At 69.2% G+C, this 21,099-nt stretch carries 18 protein-coding genes; 14 read left to right on the top strand and 4 right to left on the bottom strand.

Features of this window, described 5'->3' with window-relative positions; all coding sequences use genetic code 11:
• From A5701_RS25535 to A5701_RS25500, 8 genes are all read left to right on the top strand, one after another.
• Positions 1-819: alpha-hydroxy acid oxidase (locus tag A5701_RS25535; RefSeq protein WP_067760801.1), on the top strand; the 819-nt coding region annotated here is incomplete at its 5' end.
• 149 nt (positions 820-968) lie between these two features.
• Positions 969-3,290 carry an endopeptidase La gene (gene lon, locus A5701_RS25530; protein ID WP_067760799.1) on the top strand — a complete coding sequence of 774 codons (2,322 nt, stop codon included), beginning with the start codon at positions 969-971 and terminating at the stop codon, positions 3,288-3,290.
• A gap of 66 nt (positions 3,291-3,356) precedes the next feature.
• Positions 3,357-3,845, top strand: coding sequence for a hypothetical protein (locus tag A5701_RS25525; protein WP_067760797.1), 489 nt, complete (start codon positions 3,357-3,359; stop codon positions 3,843-3,845).
• Between the two features lie 162 nt (positions 3,846-4,007).
• On the top strand, positions 4,008-4,493 hold the full coding sequence (locus A5701_RS29105; RefSeq protein ID WP_067760795.1) for a hypothetical protein: 486 nt from the start codon (positions 4,008-4,010) through the stop codon (positions 4,491-4,493).
• Between the two features lie 95 nt (positions 4,494-4,588).
• On the top strand, positions 4,589-4,966 hold the full coding sequence (locus tag A5701_RS25515) for a nitroreductase family deazaflavin-dependent oxidoreductase (protein WP_067760789.1): 378 nt from the start codon (positions 4,589-4,591) through the stop codon (positions 4,964-4,966).
• A gap of 8 nt (positions 4,967-4,974) precedes the next feature.
• Positions 4,975-5,307: a TfoX/Sxy family protein gene (locus tag A5701_RS25510; RefSeq protein WP_067760787.1), complete on the top strand. Its 333-nt coding sequence runs from the start codon at positions 4,975-4,977 to the stop codon at positions 5,305-5,307.
• A gap of 43 nt (positions 5,308-5,350) precedes the next feature.
• Positions 5,351-5,986: an endonuclease gene (locus A5701_RS25505; RefSeq protein ID WP_067760785.1), complete on the top strand. Its 636-nt coding sequence runs from the start codon at positions 5,351-5,353 to the stop codon at positions 5,984-5,986.
• Positions 5,983-6,708, top strand: a complete 726-nt coding sequence (locus A5701_RS25500) for a DUF72 domain-containing protein (RefSeq protein ID WP_067760783.1) — start codon at positions 5,983-5,985, stop codon at positions 6,706-6,708. The genes A5701_RS25505 and A5701_RS25500 overlap by 4 nt, the downstream gene beginning before the upstream one ends.
• Here A5701_RS25500 and A5701_RS25495 read toward each other — a convergent pair.
• From A5701_RS25495 to A5701_RS25485, 3 genes are all read right to left on the bottom strand, one after another.
• A complete protein-coding gene (locus A5701_RS25495) occupies positions 6,705-8,816 on the bottom strand; it encodes an NAD(P)H-binding protein (protein ID WP_067760781.1) in 2,112 nt (703 codons plus the stop codon). The two genes, A5701_RS25500 and A5701_RS25495, sit on opposite strands and share 4 nt — an antisense overlap.
• A 99-nt stretch (positions 8,817-8,915) precedes the next feature.
• On the bottom strand, positions 8,916-10,400 hold the full coding sequence (locus A5701_RS25490) for an acetyl-CoA acetyltransferase (RefSeq protein WP_067760779.1): 1,485 nt from the start codon (positions 10,398-10,400) through the stop codon (positions 8,916-8,918).
• Positions 10,401-10,459: 59 nt separating this feature from the next.
• Positions 10,460-12,853: a CaiB/BaiF CoA transferase family protein gene (locus A5701_RS25485; protein ID WP_369807450.1), complete on the bottom strand. Its 2,394-nt coding sequence runs from the start codon at positions 12,851-12,853 to the stop codon at positions 10,460-10,462.
• A 161-nt stretch (positions 12,854-13,014) separates the two neighbouring features.
• On the opposite strand from A5701_RS25485, the gene A5701_RS25480 reads away from it, so the two are divergent.
• The 3 genes from A5701_RS25480 (at position 13,015) to A5701_RS25470 (ending at position 16,257) form a co-directional block, all read left to right on the top strand.
• A complete protein-coding gene (locus A5701_RS25480) occupies positions 13,015-13,932 on the top strand; it encodes an undecaprenyl-diphosphate phosphatase (protein WP_067760775.1) in 918 nt (305 codons plus the stop codon).
• Between the two features lie 179 nt (positions 13,933-14,111).
• Entirely contained in the window at positions 14,112-15,704 is a 1,593-nt protein-coding gene (locus tag A5701_RS25475; protein WP_231969145.1) for an alkaline phosphatase family protein, read from the top strand.
• A gap of 55 nt (positions 15,705-15,759) precedes the next feature.
• The gene (locus A5701_RS25470) at positions 15,760-16,257 is read left to right on the top strand and encodes a DUF427 domain-containing protein (RefSeq protein WP_067760771.1); all 498 of its coding nucleotides are present in this window, start codon (positions 15,760-15,762) and stop codon (positions 16,255-16,257) included.
• A 7-nt stretch (positions 16,258-16,264) separates the two neighbouring features.
• Here A5701_RS25470 and A5701_RS25465 read toward each other — a convergent pair whose 3' ends face one another.
• Positions 16,265-16,774, bottom strand: coding sequence for a GNAT family N-acetyltransferase (locus A5701_RS25465; RefSeq protein WP_067760769.1), 510 nt, complete (start codon positions 16,772-16,774; stop codon positions 16,265-16,267).
• Positions 16,775-16,870: 96 nt separating this feature from the next.
• Here A5701_RS25465 and A5701_RS25460 point away from each other — a divergent pair, with 96 nt between their 5' ends.
• The 3 genes from A5701_RS25460 (at position 16,871) to A5701_RS25450 (ending at position 21,098) form a co-directional block, all read left to right on the top strand.
• Positions 16,871-17,719 carry an SDR family oxidoreductase gene (locus tag A5701_RS25460; RefSeq protein ID WP_067760766.1) on the top strand — a complete coding sequence of 283 codons (849 nt, stop codon included), beginning with the start codon at positions 16,871-16,873 and terminating at the stop codon, positions 17,717-17,719.
• A 56-nt stretch (positions 17,720-17,775) separates the two neighbouring features.
• Positions 17,776-20,169 (top strand): phosphoketolase, encoded by a 2,394-nt coding sequence (locus tag A5701_RS25455; RefSeq protein ID WP_067760764.1) that lies wholly within the window; start codon positions 17,776-17,778, stop codon positions 20,167-20,169.
• 167 nt (positions 20,170-20,336) lie between these two features.
• Complete coding sequence (locus tag A5701_RS25450) at positions 20,337-21,098, top strand: CPBP family intramembrane glutamic endopeptidase (RefSeq protein WP_067760762.1); 762 nt, start codon at positions 20,337-20,339, stop codon at positions 21,096-21,098.
• Position 21,099: the final 1 nt, after the last annotated feature.

Here is a 21,099-nt window from a genome sequence, read left to right as displayed (position 1 = left end):
GCGATCGAAGACCTGGTGACCGCTGTTCCCCAGGGGCGCAAGTGGTTTCAGCTTTACATGTGGCGCGACCGCGACCGCTCGATGGCGCTGGTGAAGCGCGCGGCCGACGCGGGGTTCGACACCCTGCTGGCCACCGTCGACGTCCCGGTCGCGGGCGCGCGGCTACGTGACAACCGCAACGGAATGACCATCCCGCCGACGCTGACGCTGCGCACCGTGCTGGACGCGGTGCCGCACCCGAAGTGGTGGTTCGACCTGCTGACCACCGAGCCGCTGTCCTTCGCATCGCTGGATCGCTGGTCGGGCACCGTCGGCGAGTACCTCAGCACGATGTTCGACCCCAGCCTGACCTTCGACGACCTCGAGTGGATCAAGGCTCAGTGGCCGGGCAAGTTGGTGGTCAAGGGCATCCAGACGCTCGAGGACGCCCGCGCCGTCGTCGATCGCGGCGTCGACGGCCTCGTCTTGTCGAATCATGGGGGGCGGCAACTGGATCGGGCCCCGGTACCCTTTCACCTGCTGCCCACCGTGGCCCGTGAGCTGGGCAAGCACACCGAGATCCTGGTCGACACCGGCATCATGTCGGGCGCCGACATCGTCGCGGCGATCGCGCTGGGTGCGCGGTGCACGCTGATCGGGCGCGCCTACCTGTACGGGCTGATGGCCGGTGGCGAGGCGGGGGTGACCCGCGCCATCGAGATCCTCCAGAGCGGGATCATCCGGACGATGGGGCTTCTCGGTGTCACCTGCCTCGAAGAGCTTTCGCCACAGCACGTGACCCAATTGCGGCGGTTCGGGCCCATTTCGCCGCCAGCGTAACGGCGGCGCACCCGCGTCCCGAACGTGCGGCTGGCCGCACGTTGGACTTCGAGCGTGCGGCCAGCCGCACGCTCGTGGCGAAACCACGCCCGGGAACAAACCGGCACCGGGCTGGGTTGAGCGCATCAGACTCAGATTTTGGAGGATTGATGGCTGAAGCCAAATCGGTGCCGGTGCTGTTCGTCACTGACACCATCGTGTTGCCCGGAATGGTCGTGCCGATCGCGCTCGACGACACCGCGCGCGCGGCGATCGACGCCGCTCAGGCGAGCGAATCGGGGCAGCTGCTGATCGCGCCCCGGCTCGACGACCGCTACCCGTCGCACGGTGTGATCGCGAAGATCCTGCAGGTCGGCCGCATCGCGGGCGGGGGCACCGCGGCCGTGGTCCGCGGCGAACGCAGGGCGCAGATCGGGACCGGAGCGTCCGGGCCCGGCGCGGCGCTGTGGGTCGAGGTGACCGAGGTCCCCGAGGCGGAGACGACGGACGAGATCAAGGCGCTGACAGCGGAGTACAAGAAGCTGCTGCTGGCCATGCTGCAGCGGCGCGAGGCCTGGGAGATCATCGACTACGTCAACCGGCTGACCGACCCGTCGGCCCTGGCGGACACCTCCGGGTACGCGTCCTACCTGTCCAGCGAGCAGAAGCGGCAGCTGGTCGAGACCGTCGACGTCGCCGAGCGGTTGCGGGTCCTGATCGACTGGACCAGCGCCCACCTGGCGGAGGTCGAGGTCAACGACAAGATCGCCGAGGACGTGCGCGAGGGCATGGAGAAAACGCAGAAGGAGTTCCTGCTGCGCCAGCAGCTGGCGGCCATCCGCAAGGAACTCGGGGAAGGCGAGCCCGACGGCTCCGATGACTACCGGGCGCGTGTCGAGGCCGCGGAGTTGCCCGAGAAGGTGCGGGAGGCCGCGCTGCGTGAGGTCGGCAAGCTGGAACGGTCAAGCGACCAGAGCCCGGAGAGCGGCTGGATCCGCACCTGGCTGGACACCGTGCTCGACCTGCCCTGGAACGTCAGGACCGAGGACTCGACGGATCTGAAGGCCGCGCGCGGCGTTCTGGACGCCGACCACCACGGGCTGGACGACGTCAAAGACCGCATCGTCGAGTACCTGGCCGTGCGGGCCCGCCGCGCTCAGCGCGGGCTGCAGGTGGTCGGCGGCCGCGGCTCCGGCGCGGTGATGGTGCTGGCCGGTCCCCCCGGCGTCGGCAAGACGTCGCTGGGCGAGAGCGTCGCCAGGGCGCTGGGCCGCAAGTTCGTGCGCGTCGCCCTGGGCGGTGTGCGCGACGAGGCCGAGATCCGCGGACACCGCCGCACCTATGTGGGCGCGCTGCCGGGCCGGATCGTGCGGGCGATCGGCGAGGCCGGGACCATGAATCCCGTTGTGCTGCTGGACGAAATCGACAAGGTCGGATCCGACTATCGGGGCGACCCGAGCGCTGCGCTGCTCGAGGTGCTCGACCCGGCGCAGAACCACACGTTCCGCGACCACTACCTGGATCTGGACCTGGACCTGTCCGATGTGGTGTTCCTGGCCACCGCCAACGTGATCGAGAACATCCCGTCGGCCCTGCTGGACCGCATGGAGCTGGTGGCTATCGACGGCTACACCGAGGACGACAAGGTCGCCATCGCGCGGGACTACCTGCTGCCACGGCAGCGGGAGCGGGCGGCGCTGACCGAGGACGAGGTGACGCTGACCGACGCCGCGTTGCGCAAGATCGCCGCCGATTACACGCGGGAGCCCGGCGTGCGGCAGTTCGAGCGGCTGCTGGCCAAGGCACTCCGCAAGGTGACCACCAAGCTGGCCGAGGCCCCCGAGCCGATCACGATCGACGAGCCGGATCTGGTCGACTACCTGGGTCGTCCGCGGTTCACCCCGGAATCGGCCGAACGCACGGCCGTGCCGGGCGTGGCCACCGGCCTGGCCGTCACGGGCCTGGGCGGCGACGTGCTCTACATCGAAGCCGGCGCAACGGACGGCGAGGCGGGCTTGCAGCTCACCGGTCAGTTGGGTGACGTGATGAAGGAGTCGGCGCAGATCGCGCTGTCCTACGTGCGCTCCCACGCCACCGAGCTGGGCGTCGACCCCAAGGCCCTGGACCGGCGCATTCACGTCCACGTGCCCGCCGGCGCGGTGCCCAAGGACGGCCCGTCGGCCGGCGTCACCATGGTGACCGCCCTGGTGTCGATGGCCACCGGACGGCAGGTCCGCTCAGATGTCGGCATGACCGGCGAGGTCACGCTGAACGGCCGGGTGTTGCCGATCGGCGGCGTGAAGCAGAAGTTGCTGGCGGCCCAGCGGGCCGGCCTCTCGACCGTCTTCATCCCGTCGCGCAACGAGCCGGATCTGGATGACGTGCCGGCCGAGGTGCTCGGCGCGCTCAACGTGCGGCCGATGACCGATGTCGCCGACATCGTTGCTCAGGCGCTGGAACCGGTCGCGCAGACCGCGACGGCCGCCGCTTGAGCTGAGCTTGGCCGGGATGCGCAGCAAACTCGCGCGCATCCCGGCCAACCGCGTTAAGGTCCGTGAATGGCTGTGATCTTGCGAAGGTTGCTACGCATTGGCAACCTTCCCGCCGACATGAGAGCAGAGGTCGAACCGGAGGGGATCCTCCTGCTGGCCGAATACGTCCCCGTCACCTTCCGGTTCGGCGGCTCGGTGCCGGGGCTCGTTTCCAAGGGCAGCGTCCGCAGTTACGTCGGCTCCCTCGTGCTCACCTCCCAGCGGGTGCTCGGCACGCTGTCCACGGTGCCCAAGCTCGCCGGGCGGGCCATCGACCAGCGCTGGGATGCTCCGCAGGAGGGCCCGGTTGGAGCCGAGATCTCGTCGACCGGAATAGCGGTCAACGTCGCCGTCGGCCAGGTCGATCCCGCCTTCTCGGGTCCGCTGTCGCTGCACTACAAGACGGCGATTCCGGAGCCGGTGCTGACCACCCTCCCCCGTCGGTCGCTGAGTTTCTCGGTCCCGCGTGAATGGGTGTTGCGCGCCGTCGGCGTTCCCGCCCCCCGGCCTGCGTGAGGCCAGCAAATACGGCGAAGAGGTTTTCGACGTCCGACACCCGGGTATCTGCGGGGTTGGAGGTTCGACTGCCCGATGAGGGCGGTGGGGTGAGCGAATCACCAAGTCAATTGGTTCAGCTGCTGTTCAGGCAGCCAAACTGCTCGACAAGGGGGTTCACTGATGAATCTGAGCAAAATCACAGCCGGCACAATCATGGCCGGAACCATTACGTCCGCGGCGCTCGGCATCGGCGCCGGCATCGCACAAGCCGGCCCGGATGGCCCGAATGTGCCGAATCCGGGCATTCCGGGTCCGAACGTCCCGGGCGGCGACCGGGATGACCTGCCGGGCCAGCATGTGCCGGGACAGCCGATCTGTAACCCCGGCGCGCCGGGCGTCAACTGCAACGCGCCTGGCAGCCCGCTTCCCCCGGGACACGACAACTTCCCGCCGCCGGGGCACTACAACGACCCGGGCCGCTACGGCCTACCGGCCACCTGGGTCCCGCCAGTGGGTGACCCGGACGGAGCCCAGCTTCCGGTCGTGTTCAACCCTGACCTCGGTCAGTGGGGCGTCCAGACGTCTACCGGGTTCCAGGCGTACACACCCGTCGGCGGTGCCAACGCCGGCGGCAGCGTCGGCGGAAACGTCGGCTCTCCGCGTTAAAATCCGGTAGCTAACGACGTGCAGCCGCCCCCGAAAGGGGGCGGCTGTTTCGTTGCACGGTGACAGCGGCGGCACGCTCGGCGTTGAATGGACCCGTGAGTCTCAAACGCCAAGTGGTCCACCGCGTGCAGCGGTTGCTCGTCAACCCGGTGGGCCGGCAAATGCCCGGAATCAGCTTGGAAACCACCGGCCGCAAGAGCGGCAGGCCGCGGCGCACCGCCGTCGGCGGGCGCCTGGTCGGCAATCAGTTCTGGATGGTCTCCGAACACGGCGAACACTCCGACTACGTCCGCAACATCAAGGCCAATCCCGCCGTTCGGGTGCGCATCGGCGGCCAATGGCGCAGCGGCACCGCGCATCTACTGCCCGACGACGACCCCCTGCGCCGGCTGGGTGACCTGCCGCGGCTCAACAGCGCGGTGGTGCGCCTGATGGGCAGCGACTTGCTGACCATTCGGGTGGATCTGGACTGACGCGCCGCATGGCCTACGACGAAGACCTGGCGAACGAAATCCGCGAGCTCGTGGCCTCCGAGCACGGCATCGAGGAGAAGCGCATGTTCGGCGGCCTTGCGTTCCTGGTCAACGGCAACATGTCCGTGGCGGTCAGCGGCCAGGGCGGTCTGCTGGTCAGGGTCCCGAAGGACGACCTCGACAAAGTGCTGCAGCGAGACCACGTCAGCCCCATGGTGATGGCAGGCCGCGACGTCCGCGGCTGGGTGCGGGTGGGCGCCGCAGGCGTGCGCACCAAACGCCAGCTGCAGAGCTGGGTGACGCGCGGCGTCGGCTACGCGCGCAGCCTGCCCGCCAAGTGACCGGCGCGGTTTGCTGACACCCGGTGCGGGTACGTGGTCGGGTATGCCGAACCGCGAGCGACTGGTGCGACGACTGCTCGACGTCGCCGGCACCACCTACGCGGCCGAGGCGCGAATCAAGCTCGGCGACAAGCCGATGCCGTTATTTCAGCTGCTGGTGGTGTGCATGCTGGCCAGCAAGCCGATCGATGCCGCCATCGCCATGGCGGCCGGGCGGGAGCTGTTCGAGACGGGTCTGCGCACCCCCGCGGCCGTGCTGGACGCCGACCGGCAGACCATGATCGACGCCTTCGGCCGGGCCCACTACGTGCGCTACGACGAAAGTTCGGCCACCCGGCTCACCGACATGGCCCAGCGCGTGCGCGACGAATATTCCGGCGATCTGCGCGCGCTGGCCGAACGCAGCCAACACGACGCTCCCTCGGCGAAACGATTGCTCAAGCAGTTCAAGGGAATTGGGGACACCGGCGCCGACATCTTCTTGCGCGAGGTGCAGGACGTCTGGACCTGGCTGCGGCCGTATTTCGACGACCGCGCCACCGCCGCGGCCAAGCAACTGGGTCTGCCCGCACAACCGGCAAGGCTGGGAGCCCTTGCGCCGCAGGCCAATGCGAGGCTCGCCGCCGCGCTCATCAGGGTGTCGCTGGACGACGGCGTGCGTCGGCAGGTGACCGGTTGACCGTCCGCATCGGTACCTCCGGGTGGTCGTACAACCATTGGGCGGACGTGCTGTACCCGCCGGGCCTGCCCGCCGCGCGCCGGCTGGCGCGCTACGTCGAGGTGTTCGACACCGTCGAGCTGAACGCGAGCTTCTATCGGTGGCCGAAGGATACGACCTTCGCGGGATGGCGCGACAAGCTGCCGGACGGCTTCAAGATGTCCGTCAAGGCGCATCGAGGACTGACGCACTACCGTCGCCTGGCGTCGTTCGGCACGTGGATCGAGCGCTTCGAGCGTTGTTGGGAACTGCTCGGTGATCGCCGCGGGGTGCTACTCGTGCAGCTGCACCCCGAGCAGCAGCGCGACGACGCGCGCCTGGACGCCTTTCTGGAGGCCGTGCCGGAGTCGATCCGGGTGGCCGTCGAGCTGCGCCACCCGTCCTGGAACCACGAGGGCGTCTACGAGTTGCTGGAACGGCGCCGCGCCGCCTACGTGGTGATGAGCGGCGCCGGACTGGCGTGCGTGCCGCGCGCCACCACCGATCTGGTGTACGTGCGCATGCACGGTCCGGATCAGGACGCGATCTATGCCGGCTCCTACTCCAACGACCAGCTGCGGGAGTGGGCGGAGCGAATCATCGCGTGGAGCGACGACGGCAAAGACGTGTGGATGTATTTCAACAACGACCTGGGCGGCCACGCGGTGCGCAACGCGCTGTACCTGCGCGAACTGCTGGGTTAATCGGAGATCTGGTCGACGGGGGCCCACGCCCCGTCGATGACCTCGGGCGGGCGCTGCGCCTGCAACCGGTCCCGCTCGGCGCGGCGACGTTTGATCCGCAACCGGGCGTCGCCGGGCATGCTGACCAGCTCGTCACAGGTCAGGTAGTACACGTCCTCGGCTACGTCGAAAAGGTCCGCGGCGGCTCGGCGAGAACCCAACTCCCGCAACGTGATTCGAAGCTGATGGGTGAAGCGCAGGGTGGCGTCATGAGCGAGCTCGCGGGAGTCGCGGGCGTTGGTGGTGAGCCGCTGGGCCAGCGTCGGCGACGCCGGCTCGGTCGACGCGGCGGCGGCCACGGCGACTTCCCCGGCGGCCGTCAGCAGCATCGTCGGGTCGTCGGCGTACGTTCGGCTGGCCAGCTCCGCCTCACCGGGCCCGCGATGCGCGATGCGGGCGACGGTCGCGTCCACGGCGGCCGCGGTCGTGGGAGACAACGCGCGGATGCTGGCGAGGTTGCCCTCCTGGGCCAGCGCACACAGCGGCGGGTCGGCCCGCAGCACGGCGGCCAGCTGGGCCGTTTCGGACGCCACGATGCTGCTTTCCATGATCATGCCCACCCCGGGCACACCGCGCGCCGCGTTGCTCCGCTCCAGCGCTGCCGCGGTGACACCGCTGTCGATCAGCCATAACGCGGTCAGGATCCAGCCCTGATGAATGCGGTCACGAAGCAAGCCGATCCGAACCTCCAGGCCGGCATCGGGCAGCGACGCCAGCTGCGCCGCGTCGAGGTGTTCGGTTTCGGCGGCCGCGCAGTAAGCGCGGGTGTCGGACTTGAGATGGCGCAGGAGCGCCAGCGACCGGCCCGCGACGACGGCTTTGGCGATCGACCCCAGGGCCCCGCCGGCCAGCGCGGGCTCCCCGAACGGCAGGGGGTCCCCCACATGCGGCCGGCCCACCAGCGCGTCCCGGGCGACGGCGTCCTGGTCCCAGCCGGGCAGCTGCGCGGCGGCGACCATGTTGACCGACACCCCGACGTAGGGCCGGTGACCGAACACGGCGATGGCCCGGTTTGCCCACTCGTCGCCGACCACGCCGCCGAGCGCCAGAACGTGGCCCAGCATCCGATTCGCCGTGCGCAGTCCGTTCAGCTGGACGTCCAGCGTGATGGGGGTGAGCGGCCCGGGCAGCGCCTCGGCGAGGTTGCCCGCACTGAAGATCGGGAAGCGGGGGTCGATCCGGTCGTCGAATTCGCCCTCGACGCCCTCGGGCGCCGCGCTGCGCTCGTCGCCAGAGGGGCCGGGGCGCGGGACCACCTCGACCGGAAGGGCCACCTGGCGACCGTGCCCGGTGGCGCCCGCGGCGGCGATCTGGCGGCCGACGAGGCCGCGGGCGGTGTCGGCGACCGCTTCGAGCGCCTGCCAGCCGAACTCGAACGACCAATCCTCTCGCACCCCGGCGATGTCCATGTCCGGGATGAGCTGCGGCCAGCTGCGCACCCGGTTCAACCGCGATCGCGGGTCGGCGGACCGCAGCAAGCGCCACGCGGTGACGACGTTGACGGTGTCGGGCGAGGCGAGGTCCACCACACCCGTGCGGTCGGTGTTCAGCGACGCCACCAGAAAGCGAACCAGGTCCTCGACGTGCAACACCCGCATCGGCTCCGCCGAGACTTTGGTGCGCAGGAGCGTGGCCACGGTGCGGCACACCATCCAGTCGAGCTGGCGGCCGACCGGCGGGGCGATCCGGACCACCAGGCTGGGGCCCCAACTGGTGGCGACCAGGTCCTCGGCCGGCCGGTACAGCTCGGGCCGGCCCGCGGCCTGGGACACGAACAGCAGCCGGGCACCTGCGCGGGCGGCGACGTCGGTCACGTGCGCGAGGCCCTCGAGATCGGAGCTGCCGGGCGCGGTCGTATCGACCGGGGCCAGGTGAACCACCGCGTCGGCGTCGTCGGCGAGCTCACGCAGGACGGGGTCGCTCAGCGATGCGCAAACGAATTCGACGCTGGGATCCAGGCAGGGATGCGGGCGCTCGGCAATGCCGCTGACCGTGTGCCCGGCAGCGATCAGCTGCCGTGCAACCAGCCGCCCGAGTGCGCCGGTGGCGTCGGTAACCAGGATCTGCACCTGGGCTCACCTCCCCCGACCTCAAAACTAAACAATAGGCAGCCGGCATGACCTACGCGACCGTTACTGAGCAAACGCCAGTAGACCCGGCGAAGGCGGTTATTGCAGCGCGGCGCTGCCGTCTGCGGCGACGGAAACCTTGGCGCCGCCGATGTCTTCCCGCACCGTGGCCTGCGCCGCGGCACTATCGGTAATCACCGCCAGGGTCCGCGAGCCGTCGGGCGTGCGCACGGCCAGGAAGGCCTTCTCCGGTCGTCCCTCGCGGTCGAACGGCGTCGTCCACGCCTCCACCTTGCCGACGCCTTCCCATTCCACCAGGCCGGCACAAGTCGGCTCGCGGTCGACCGCCGGTTGCGCGTCCTCCCAACGGAATTCGGTGGGCGGCTCGGTGCCGTACACGCCGAAGCTGTGCTTGGTCAGGTAGCCGCCGTTGGCGGTGATCAGTCCGCGTCGCCCGGGGTTGGCCACCAGCAACTCCGCCATGGTGGCGATGGAGTGCATCACGTAGTTGCTCCACGGGCCGCCGGCAAACGTCAGCCCCCCGGTGACCGTGAGCGGGCGGGCGGGGTCGTCGACGGCAAGCCCGAGTTCGGCCGCCGCGACCTGGACGGCCGAGGGAAAGCAGGAGTACAGGTCGACATAGTCGATGTCGTCGATGCCCAGGCCCGCCAGCTCCAGCGCGCGGCCGCCGGCGATCCGGATGGCCGGAGAACGATGCAGCTCGTCGCGCTCGGCGATGGCCGAGGTGTCGTGCGCGTCGGTGCCCGCCTGCGGGTAGATCCAGCGGTCCGCGGGGACCTGCAGTCGCCGGGCCTGCTCCACCGAGGTCAAGACGAGCGCGGCGCCCTGATCGACCATGTTGTTGGAGTTCATCAGCTTGGTGTAGGGCCAGCTGATCATCCTGTTCTGCGGGCCGGGCTCACAGATCTCCTCGGCGGTCACCGGCTTGCGGATCCACGCGTGTGGATTGTCGACCGCGACGGCGTTGAAGCGGGCCCACAGCTCGCCGATGCGCCTGCGGTGCCGCTCGACGGGCTCGCCGTTGGCGATCCGCAGCGCCTGCTCGAACAGTGGGTAGACATAGGCCGGACGGTCCAGCCGGATCCTGATCTCCGCGTCGCCGGCCATCGGGACGTCGTCGCCGCTGACCTCGGCCATCGGCACCGAGTCGTCCTGGATCGTCCACTCGAGCTTGCCGCCTTGGGCCCGCAGCCCCCGGCGGGTGCGCCAGGTCTCGGCGCCGGCGAGCAGCACCACCTGGGCACGGCCCCGCTGGATGTCCAGGCATGCCTGGTTGACCAGGGACTGCGGCACGTTGCCGCCGACGGGGCTGTAGAGGGTGGTGAAGTCGCTCGCGCCGATCCGCTGTCCGAGCAGCAGCCCAGGGTCCCGGTACTGCGCCGAGAGGATGTTCACCACGCGGATGGAATCCACGGCCTCGATCACCCGCGAATCGGCGGCCTGCCGGGCCGCGGCCGCCATCAGGTCCATCGGCTCCACGGACCGCTTGTCCGGGTCGATCTCGTCGCGGTGGTTGACCTGGCCGTAGCCGATCAGCACCGGTGTCCTGGGGTCGACGGTCATGGGTCGAACTTAGCGTGGCTATCGATCCGGCGGGTCGCGCGGGGCGCGTTCGCCGCGCGTCACGGCGGCCCGAACAGCACGCCCTCGGCGGCGAGCCGGTCGATCTCCGGAGGGCTCATGCCGAGCACCCGTCGGCAGACGTCGACGGTGTCCTGGCCCGGCACGGGGGCCGGGCGCTGCGGGGCCGGCGGGATGTGGTGGAACGGCGCCGGGCCCGTCTCCGCGGGCAGCGGGCGTTCGACGAGGGGATGCAGCATCTCGGCATACAGTTTTCGCTCGACCAGCTGCGGGTCCTCCAGCACGTCGGGCGGCCGGTTCATCGGTCCGGCCGCGACCCCCGAGGACTGCAGTAGTTGGGCTGCGCGCACCGGCGTGCGCGTCCGGGTCCACGCCGACACCAAACCGACCAACTCGCGCCGGTTCGCCAGCCGCGCCTCGCCGGTGGCGAAGCGCGGATCGTCGGCCCATTCGGGGTGATGGAAAACGCCTGCGGCGCAACGCCATTCCTCATCGGAGCCGATCGAGATCACGCACCATTCGTCGTCCCCGGCGCACGGATAGACGGCGTGCAAGCTGGTGTCATCGGAGATTCGCGGCACGCCCGCGGCCAGCGCGGCCTGGGTGACGTACAGGGTGTCGAGTTGATTGACGACGGCTTCGGCCTGCGAGATGTGCACGTGCGACCCGCCGCCCGAGCGATGGCGGTGGATCAGCGCGGCCAGCGCCGCGATCGCGGTGATCCGTCCCACCACGTGGTCCGGGAAGATCGTGGTCGCGTCGTAGAAGTGGTGCCGGGCGCCACTGTCGTGCGCCTCCGGAGCGTCGCCCGTCCACAGCCGGGTCACGCCGGTGGCCGCGCGAACCAGGGGGCCGTAGCCCATGCGCGTGCTCCACGGACCCCGATCGCCGTATGCGCTGCTCTCGGCGAGCACGATGCGCGGATTCACCGCGCGCAGGTTGTCGTAGGAAAAGCCAAGCGCGGTAAGCGTTCCCGGCTTGAAGTTGGCGAAGACGGCGTCGGATTCCGCGACGAGCCGGGTGAAGATCTCCTTGCCGGCGGGACTGCGCAGATCCAGGCCCATCGCCAGGTGATTGCGGTGCGTCCAGGCGAACGACTCGCTCATGGCGTCGCCGGCGCGGGCCTGCCGCAGCCCGTCCGGGTATTCGGGGCTTTCAATCTTGATGACCTCGGCGCCCAGGTCGCCGAACAGGCGGCTCAGCTCTCCACCCGCCACGATGATGCCGAGATCCAGGATGCGCACGCCGGCAAACGGATAGTCGCCGATGCGGCCCGACGGTGACTGCACCACCGCGGGGTTTCCGCGCCAGCCCGGCCCGTCCTGCCCCGCCGCCGGGGCCGGACTGCGGAAACCCGCGTGGTGGCCGTCGACGAGGAAGTAGCCGGTCGGCACGCGGGTGCGCACCCCCGGGACCAGCTCCGCATCAGTGACCGCATCCACCGCCTGGAAATGCTCGGAATCCATCACCCACGACGGCGTCAGCACGGCGGCGATCGGCACGCCGTGGGCCTGCCCCTCGGTCACCAGCTCCTTCATGGTCTGTCCGGCGAACAGCGCCTGGACCAACTCGCTGATCTGCGGCCACGCGGCGAAGCGCGCGCCGATCACGTCGTACTTCGGGTCTTGGAAATCGGCCGGCTCACCCAGCCAGCGCCGCAAGCCCCGCCACTGGCGCGGCGCCATCACGCACAGCCGGACGTACCCGTCCTGGCACGGGTAGATCGGGTAGGCGTCCTGGTTCTTCGGGCGGCCCCGCCACTGTCCCGTGCGGCGGATGCCGGCGGCGACCTGGCCGTGCGCGCCGAACGCCGGATCGAGCGACATGACGACGGCGTCGAACCGCGAAAAATCGATGAATTCACCTGTGCCGCAACGCAATCGGTTGTAGTAGGCAACCAGAGTTGCCCACGCCGCCTGGACGGCGGCGGTGGACGACGCGATTCCGTCGGGCGGCAACACCGGGGTCCCGGTGGTGGGACCGGATCGCGACAGCGAACCGGACATCGCGTACAGCACCGGATCGGTGGCCCGCCACAACGACCGCGGGCCCGTCGCCCCGAAGTCGGTGATCGACAGCACCACCAGATGCGGATGCTGGGCGGCCAGCTCCTCGACCGACGTCCCGAATGTGGGGGCCTCCCCGTAGAAGCCGTCGTCCACGACGACGTCGGCCTGCGCGGCGAGGTCGAGGAAGACACCGCAGTCGTCCTCGTCGAACGGGTCCAGCACCACGCTGCGCTTGTTGGCGTTGTGCACGGCGAAGGGAATGCTCGCACCGGCGAGCGTCGGCGGCGCATCGCGCGCCGGGCTTCCGGTCGGCGGTTCGACCTTGAGCACATCGGCGCCCAGGTCGGCGAACAGGCGCGTCACCGCGTCACCATTGCCGCTCGACAAGTCGAGGACGCGCACGGCGTCGAGCAACCCCTCGGACATCAGCACACCGTACCCGCAGGTGCCTGATCCGGCCCGGCCCCGTGTTGTCCCCCCAAAAGGCCAACTGGGCAAGCTGATTGGGTGGGCCAACCCGCCGTCGGCTATCGTCACAGGCCGATCGGCGAGGCCATGGGCGAAACGATCCGACGGAGGCATCCACTATGAGCGCGCACCTGACCTACATCGAGGCCGTGGTGGTTGGGGCGTTCCAGGGCGTCACCGAGCTGTTCCCGGTCTCCAGCCTCGGGCACGCCGTGTTGGTGCCGGCGGTGGTCGGCGGTCGATGGGCCCGGGACCTGAGCGTCTCCGCCCCCGAATCGCCCTACCTCGCATTCATCGTCGGCCTGCACGTGGCCACCGCGGCCGCGTTGCTGGTCTTCTTCTGGCGGGACTGGCTCCGCATCGTGGCCGGATTCGTGTCGTCGTTGCGGTATCGACGCATCCAGACCGCAGACGAGCGGCTCGCCTGGCTGATCGTGGGCGCCACGATCCCGGTCGGGCTGGCGGGGCTGGCGCTGGAGCGGACGTTCCGCACCACGCTCGGCAAGCCCGTCCCCGCGGCGATCTTCCTTTTGCTCAACGGCATCGCCCTCTACGCGGGCGAGGTGCTGCGCCGGCGCGTCTCCCCCACGCCCGACCACGACCAAACCGCCGGGGAAGAGCCCGCGCACAGCGGCGAGGCCGTCGACAACCGCCTGGCCCAACTCCCCCTGCGCCGCGGCGTCCTGATCGGTGCCGCGCAAATCCTGGCCCTGCTCCCCGGCATCAGCCGCTCGGGCATCACCATGGTGGCCGGCCTGTGGCGCGGCTTGTCACACGAGGACGCCGCGCGGTTCTCCTTCTTGCTGGCGACGCCCATCATCCTGGCCGCCGGCGTGTACAAGATCCCGGAACTGTTCGGGCCCCGCGCGGCCGGGATCGGCGGCCAGGTGCTCGCCGGGAGCATCGCCTCTTTCGTGTGCGCTTACCTCGCCGTGCGGTTCCTGACGCGGTACTTCCAGACCCGAACCCTGACGCCGTTCGCCGTTTACTGCGCGCTGGCCGGCGGCGCCAGCCTGGTGTGGCTCGCCATCAGCTGAACGCCGTACACGATTTCGGTGACAAGGCTTCACCGACTCGGTCACCAAACGGCAACCGCTGGGTATCGATTCGCGCAAGAACATAGGCGCGCGGCGTGGCGTAGCTCACCATCGACGGAGCAAATGCGCGGCGTCCCAATCACAGAGGTGAAGCCTGAATGTTTTGTCGCCTTGGTCGTGTGGCCGGCGCTGCCGCCGGGACCGCCCTGCTTGCGCTTTCGACGTTGACGGCTCCCAAGGTGGGCGCCCTGGTCCCGATGAGTCCGAACCTGTTGGTCAACCCGGGCGCCGAACTCGGTGACCCGTCATTGTCGGGATACAGCGGGGTGACCATGCCCGGCTGGACCGTGACGGGAACGCCGACGGTCATCAAATACAACACCCTGGTCCGCCTGCCCTCGCCGCTCGGGTCGCCCGGGCCGACCATGCCGAAGTTCCTGGCGTTTCCGTCCGCCCAGCACGGGCCTCCCGACGGCGGCGCCCAGTACTTCGGCGGCGGGAACGTGGCGTCGTCCACCATCACCCAGGTCGTGGACCTCAGCGGTGCCGCGGCGGCCATCGACACCGGCACCGTGCCCTACACGTTCAGCGGCTGGCTCGGCGGCAACAGGCTGGAGCTGTCCGAGGCGTCGGCCACCGTGGATTTCCTGGCCGCCAGCCAATTACCGCTGGGCACAGGGAAAATCGGGCCGGTCTCCGTGTTCCAGCGGGAATTCCAGAATGAGCTGTTCGAGCGCAGCACCACCGGGACAATCCCGGCCGGCACGCGCAGCGCGCGGGTGACCGTCCTCTTCAAGGACACCCACTGGGCGGGCGGCGCGTACAACCACTCGTATGCCGACAACCTCTCGTTCACCGTCGGCGCCCCGCTGCCCGCCCCGCCGCTGCCCACGCCGCCCAACTCGACCGTCAAGCCACTGGACCACGTGTTCCTGGTGTACATGGAAAACCATGGCGTGAAAGACGTTGTGGGCAGCCCCAATGCGCCGTACATCAACAGCCTCATCAGCTCGTACGGCTACGGGGCCAACTACTTCGCCCTGACGCACCCGAGCCTGCCCAATTACTACCCGATCCTCGGCGGATCCGACTTCGGCGCCAACTACAACTGCGAACTGAACTGCTTCGACGCGCCCAACCTGGCCGACTCCGTCGAGGCGAACAACAAGACGTGGGCCAGCTATGAGCAGTCCATGCCCACCCCGTGCGCCAAGACGTCGAGCGGCCCATACACCCCGGGGGAACTACCGTTCCTCGCGTTCCACGACATCGTGTCCAACACCCCGCGGTGTGAGGCGCATGTGCTGCCGTTGACGCGGCTGGCCACGGATCTCGCCTCGGCCAACACCACCCCGAACTTCGTGTGGTTCGCCGCCGACGAAAACAACAACATGGAAGGACCGGTCAACCTGCGCTTCGTGGGCAGCCAGCTGACATCGCATCAGTACAACATCAAGGCCGGCGACCAGTTTCTGCGGCAGGTACTGCCGACGATCGTTAATTCGCCCGCCTTCCAGACGCAACGCAGCGCCATCTTCATCACGTGGGACGAGGATTACAACAACCTGTCGCTGACCAACGGCAACGAAGGCAACCACATCCCGATGATCGTCATCCCGTCCCCGAATTCGGGTATGCGCCAAGGTCATTTGGTGTCCACCAGCCACAACAACCACTACAGCCTGCTGCGCACCATCGAAGATTCCCTCCAGCTTCCCCGCCTCACCAACAACGACAAATTCGCCCAGCCGATGAACGAATACTGGCCCTAGATTGGTCGTAGCCTGGCCGGAGGTACGAAGTGACCGACGAGTCGAGGCAACCCACATGAGCCGTTTTGAATCCGGACGTTCCGCACCCGGCCAGGAGTCGGTGTGGGACTACCCACGCCCGCCCAGAGTCGAGCCGTTCACCGGTCCCATCACCGTCGAGTTGGGTGGGGAAGTCGTCGCTTCCACCCGGCGGGCCTGGCGGGTGCTCGAGACGAGTCATCCACCGACCTATTACCTCCCGCGCGAGGCTTTCGCCGACGGCGCGCTGCGCCGGGCGTCCGGGAGCTCGTGGTGCGAATGGAAAGGCAGGGCAACCTATTACGACCTGCTCGCCGGCGGGGTCGTGGCCCCGAAATCCGCGTGGAGTTATTTGAGTCCGGCGCCGGGATTCGAAGCTATCGCCGGGGCGGTCGCGGTGATGGCCGCCAACGTCGACCGCTGCACGGTCAATGGAGAGGTCGTCCTGCCCCAACCAGGCGGTTTCTACGGCGGCTGGATCACCAGCTGGGTGACCGGGCCGTTCAAAGGGGTTCCGGGCTCGACGGGTTGGTGATGCGCCGCTACACCGGCTCGAGTCGATAACGCACCAGTCGCGCCGGTTCATCACCGAAATGCTCTGTGCGGCAAGCCCCATCGGGCCGCCAGCCGCCTCGTTGGTAGAACCGGCGGGCGCGGGCGTTGGCGTCCAGCACCCATAACACGGCCCCGGTCACGCCGATCGCCCGCAGCCGGTACCGGGCCGCCCCCAGCAACAGGGTGCCCACCCCCGCACCCGCGTGCGCCGGGTCGACGTAAAGAGCCATCAGCTCACCGAAGTTCGGCAACGCCGCGTCGCGACACAGGCCCGCGGTGGCGAAGCCGCGAATCGCGGGGCCGTCGACGGCGACCAAGGTGGAGGGCATTCGCAACCCCACGCGGCCGAAGGCGTACCGATCGACCACCGCCTCCGGGGTCAGACTGTCCAGGTACTCGTCGGCGACGAGACCGCGGTACGCCGACCGCCACGACCGCACGTGCAGGCGGGCCACCTCGTCGGCATCGGCGGGGACCGCCGCGCGCACCTCGATCACCGGTGCAGTATCCACGGTTGTTGCGCAGCCCGACGCCGAGTGCTGTGCTTACCGGGTCGCCTGTTGACACCCGTCAAGAATTCGGAGGGTAGGGAAATGGCAGACACGGCATCGGTCGGGTTGAAGGTTCGCGGCAAGGTCATCGTCATCACCGGCGGCGCCCGGGGCATCGGGCTGGCCACCGCCACCGCGTTGCACAATCTGGGTGCCAAGGTGGCGATCGGCGACGTCGACGAGGTCCGGGTGAAGGAATCCGGCGCCGCGCTCGGCCTGGACGTGTACGGCAAACTCGACGTCACCGACCCGCACTCGTTCTCCGATTTCCTGGACGAGGTCGAGCGCCAGCTCGGCCCGGTCGACGTGCTGGTCAACAACGCCGGCATCATGCCGCTCGGCCGGATCGTGGACGAGCCGGACGCCGTCACCCGGCGCGTCCTCGACATCAACGTCTACGGCGTGATCCTGGGCAGCAAACTGGCAGCCCAGCGCATGGTGCCCCGCGGATCCGGCCACGTCATCAACATCGCCTCGCTCGCCGGCGAGACCTACATCGCCGGGGCGGCCACCTACTGCGCAAGCAAGCACGCGGTGATCGGGTTCACCGACGCCGCGCGGATCGAATACCGCAGCACGGGCGTGAAATTCTCGGTCGTCATGCCGACGTTCGTGAACACCGAGCTGATCGCCGGCACGTCGGGGGCCAAGGGCATCAAGAACGCCGAGCCGGCCGACATCGCCGAGGCGATCGTCAACCTGGTGGCGCATCCCAGGCCGCGTGTGCGGGTCACCAAGACGGCCGGCGCGCTGATCGCCTCGCAGAAGTTCATGCCGCGCGCGCTGTCCGAGGGGCTCAACCGCGCGCTCGGCGGCGAGCACGTCTTCACCGACCACGTCGACGCCGAGCAGCGCAGGGCCTACGAGTCGCGCGCCCGCGGCGAAGAGTAGTCGGCGATCGCGACCGCGTCGGGCGCCGTTCACCGCAAGCGCGGACAATCGGCTGAGTGAGCCTAGAAACCCAGACAACCGCTCCCCTTGCCGACGACGAACTCGACCTGATCAACGCGTATTGGCGCGCCGCCAATTACGTGTCCGTCGGGCAGATCTACCTGCTGGACAATCCCCTGCTGACCGAACCGCTCTCGCCCGAGCACGTCAAACCGCGGCTGCTGGGGCACTGGGGCACCACCCCGGGCCTGAACCTGATCTACGCGCACCTCAACCGGATCATCCGCGACCGCGACGCCAGCATCATCTACGTCACCGGGCCCGGCCACGGCGGCCCGGCGCTGGTCGCCAACGCCTACCTCGAGGGCACCTACAGCGAGGTGTACACCGGCATCGAGCAGGACGCCGAAGGGCTGCGAAAGCTCTTCCGGCAGTTCTCTTTTCCCGGCGGCATCCCCAGCCATGTCGCCGCCCAGACGCCCGGCTCCATCCACGAGGGCGGTGAACTCGGCTACGCGCTGGTGCATGCCTACGGCGCGGCCTTCGACAACCCGGATCTGGTCGTGGCCTGCGTGGTCGGGGACGGCGAGGCCGAAACCGGGCCACTGGCGGCCAGCTGGCATTCCAACAAGTTCCTCAACCCGGTCACCGACGGCGCGGTGTTGCCCATCCTGGCTCTCAACGGCTACAAGATCGCCAACCCGACGGTGCTGGCGCGCATCCCGCACGACGAACTCGAGGCGCTGCTACGTGGCTACGGCTACCGGCCCATCACGGTCGCCGGTGACGATCCGGCGAACGTCCATCAGCAGCTGGCCGCCGCCCTCGACGACGCCTTCGACGACATCGCGGCCATCCAGCGCGCGGCCCGCGCCGGCAACGGGACCGAGCGGCCCGTGTGGCCGATGATCGTGCTGCGCACCCCCAAGGGCTGGACGGGCCCGAAGGTGGTGGACGGCAAGAAGGTCGAGGGCACCTGGCGAGCGCACCAGGTCCCGCTGGCCGAGACGCACGACAACCCTCAGCACCGCGCCCAGCTCGAGGAGTGGCTGCGCAGCTACCGGCCCGGGGAGCTATTCGACGACGACGGCAGGCTGCGCGCCGAGCTGCGCGCGCTGGCGCCCAGCGGTGACCGCCGGATGAGCGCCAACCCGCACGCCAACGGCGGACTGTTGCTGCACGACCTCGACCTGCCGGACTTCCGCGACTACGCCGTCGCGGTGCCGCGGCCCGCCGCCACGACGCACGAGGCGACCCGGGTGCTCGGCACCTTCCTGCGGGACGTGATCGCCCGCAACTCCGACCGGTTCCGGCTGATGGGTCCCGACGAGACCGCGTCGAACCGGTTGGACGCCGTCTACGGGTCGACCGACAAGGTGTGGCTCTCGGAAATCGGGCCCGACGACGAGCACCTCGCGCCCGACGGCCGCGTGATGGAGGTGCTCTCCGAGCACCTGTGCCAGGGCTGGCTGGAGGGCTACCTGCTGACCGGCCGGCACGGCCTGTTCAACTGCTACGAGGCGTTCGTCCACATCGTCGACTCGATGCTGAACCAGCACGCGAAGTGGCTTGCCACCAGCCTGGAGCTGCCGTGGCGGCGGCCGATCGCGTCGCTGAACTACCTGCTCTCCTCGCACGTCTGGCGCCAGGACCACAACGGCGCGTCGCACCAGGACCCCGGCTTCATCGACCTGGTCGCCAACAAGCGGGCCGAACTGACCCGGGTGTACCTGCCGCCGGACGGCAACACGCTGCTGTCGGTGACCGACCACTGCCTGCGCAGCCGCGACTACATCAACGTCATCGTCGCCGGCAAGCAGCCGGCGCTGGCCTACCTGGACATGGACCAGGCCATCGCGCACTGCGCGCGCGGCGTGGGCATCTGGCCGTGGGCAAGCACCGCCACCGCCGAACCCGACGTCGTGCTGGCCTGCGCCGGCGACATCCCGACGCTGGAAACCCTGGCCGCGGCCGACATCCTGCGTCGCGAACTGCCCGAGCTCGCGGTCCGGGTGGTCAACGTCGTCGACCTGATGCGGCTGCAGCCGGATTCCGAGCACCCGCACGGCTTGCCGGACCGGGAGTTCGACGCGCTGTTCACGCGCGACAAGCCGGTGATCTTCGCCTACCACGGCTACCCGTGGCTAATCCACCGGCTCACCTACCGGCGCACCAACCACCCGCGCATCCACGTGCGTGGGTTCAAGGAGCGGGGCACCACGACGACACCCTTCGACATGGTGATGCTCAACGATCTGGACCGCTTCCACTTGGTTATCGACGTCATCGACCGGGTGGACGGGCTGGCCAGCAAGGCCGCGGTGCTGCGCCAGCGCATGGTCGACGCCCGGCTCGCGGCGCGCATCTACACCCGGGAGCACGGCGAGGACGACCCGCAGATCGCCAACTGGACCTGGGAGGCGAGCGAGCAGAACGAACGTAGTGAGTGATGGGAGCGAGACGACCGATCAGGCTGGGAGGCGAGCGAGCAGTGATGGGAGCGAGACGTACATGCGCGCCGAGATTGCCGTCACGGTCGCGCCCCGGGCGCCGACCACAACCGTGACGGCCATCTCGTTGGAGTCACGCCGCCGCGGCTCACCGGTAAACTGGCCAAATGCCCGAGGCGCCCGCCATCGCTGACACCCACCCGGTGCTCGCGCAGCTGTCGGCGCTGCACAGGGTCCGGATCCACCTCGACATCGCCGTCGTCGTGCTCGTGCTGGTGCTGACCAACCTGGTCGCCCACTTCACCACCCCCTGGGCCGGCATCTGCGTCGTTCCCGCCGCCGCCGTCGGCCTGGTGTTCCTGATGCGCGCCAACGGTCTGGAGTGGGCCGATTTGGGCCTGGGGCGCGAACACTGGAAGTCGGGGTTGGGCTATGCCGTGGCCGCGGTGCTGGTCGTGGCGTCGGTGATAGCTGTCGGGGTGCTGCTGCCGATGACCCGGCCGATGTTCCTCAACCACCGCTACGCCACGGTCTCCGGCGCGCTGATCGCATCGATGGTGATCATCCCGCTGCAAACCGTGATCCCGGAGGAGCTGGCATTTCGGGGCGTGCTGCACGGCGCGCTGCACCGGGCCTGGGGCTTCCGCGGGGTCGCGTTGGCGGGTTCGCTGCTGTTCGGCCTGTGGCACGTCGCGACGTCGCTGGGGCTGACCAGCAGCAACGTCGGCTTCACCCGGCTGTTCGGCGGCGGCGTCGTGGGGATGCTGGCGGGTGTCACCGGCGCGGTGCTGGCCACCGGTGCGGCCGGCTTCGTCTTCAGCTGGCTCCGCCGGCGCAGTGGCAGCCTGATCGCGCCGATCGCGTTGCACTGGTCGCTGAACGGGCTTGGGGCGCTGGCCGCCGCCCTGGTGTGGCATCTGACCAGCTGAG

Source organism: Mycobacterium sp. E3305 (genome assembly GCF_001666785.1).
Lineage (GTDB): Bacteria > Actinomycetota > Actinomycetes > Mycobacteriales > Mycobacteriaceae > Mycobacterium.
The sequence above is the reverse complement of the archived record's forward strand: the minus strand, read 5'-3'. Positions and strand labels throughout refer to the sequence as shown.

Bases quoted from the DNA above. Each gene is read 5' to 3' on its own strand.
- lon (WP_067760799.1), top strand. From the start codon at position 969: ATGGCTGAAGCCAAATCGGTGCCGGTGCTGTTCGTCACTGACACCATC.
- A5701_RS25525 (WP_067760797.1), top strand. From the start codon at position 3,357: ATGGCTGTGATCTTGCGAAGGTTGCTACGCATTGGCAACCTTCCCGCC.
- A5701_RS29105 (WP_067760795.1), top strand. From the start codon at position 4,008: ATGAATCTGAGCAAAATCACAGCCGGCACAATCATGGCCGGAACCATT.
- A5701_RS25510 (WP_067760787.1), top strand. From the start codon at position 4,975: ATGGCCTACGACGAAGACCTGGCGAACGAAATCCGCGAGCTCGTGGCC.
- A5701_RS25505 (WP_067760785.1), top strand. From the start codon at position 5,351: ATGCCGAACCGCGAGCGACTGGTGCGACGACTGCTCGACGTCGCCGGC.
- A5701_RS25490 (WP_067760779.1), bottom strand. From the start codon at position 10,400: ATGACCGTCGACCCCAGGACACCGGTGCTGATCGGCTACGGCCAGGTC.
- A5701_RS25485 (WP_369807450.1), bottom strand. From the start codon at position 12,853: ATGTCCGAGGGGTTGCTCGACGCCGTGCGCGTCCTCGACTTGTCGAGC.
- A5701_RS25480 (WP_067760775.1), top strand. From the start codon at position 13,015: ATGAGCGCGCACCTGACCTACATCGAGGCCGTGGTGGTTGGGGCGTTC.
- A5701_RS25470 (WP_067760771.1), top strand. From the start codon at position 15,760: ATGAGCCGTTTTGAATCCGGACGTTCCGCACCCGGCCAGGAGTCGGTG.
- A5701_RS25460 (WP_067760766.1), top strand. From the start codon at position 16,871: ATGGCAGACACGGCATCGGTCGGGTTGAAGGTTCGCGGCAAGGTCATC.
- A5701_RS25450 (WP_067760762.1), top strand. From the start codon at position 20,337: ATGCCCGAGGCGCCCGCCATCGCTGACACCCACCCGGTGCTCGCGCAG.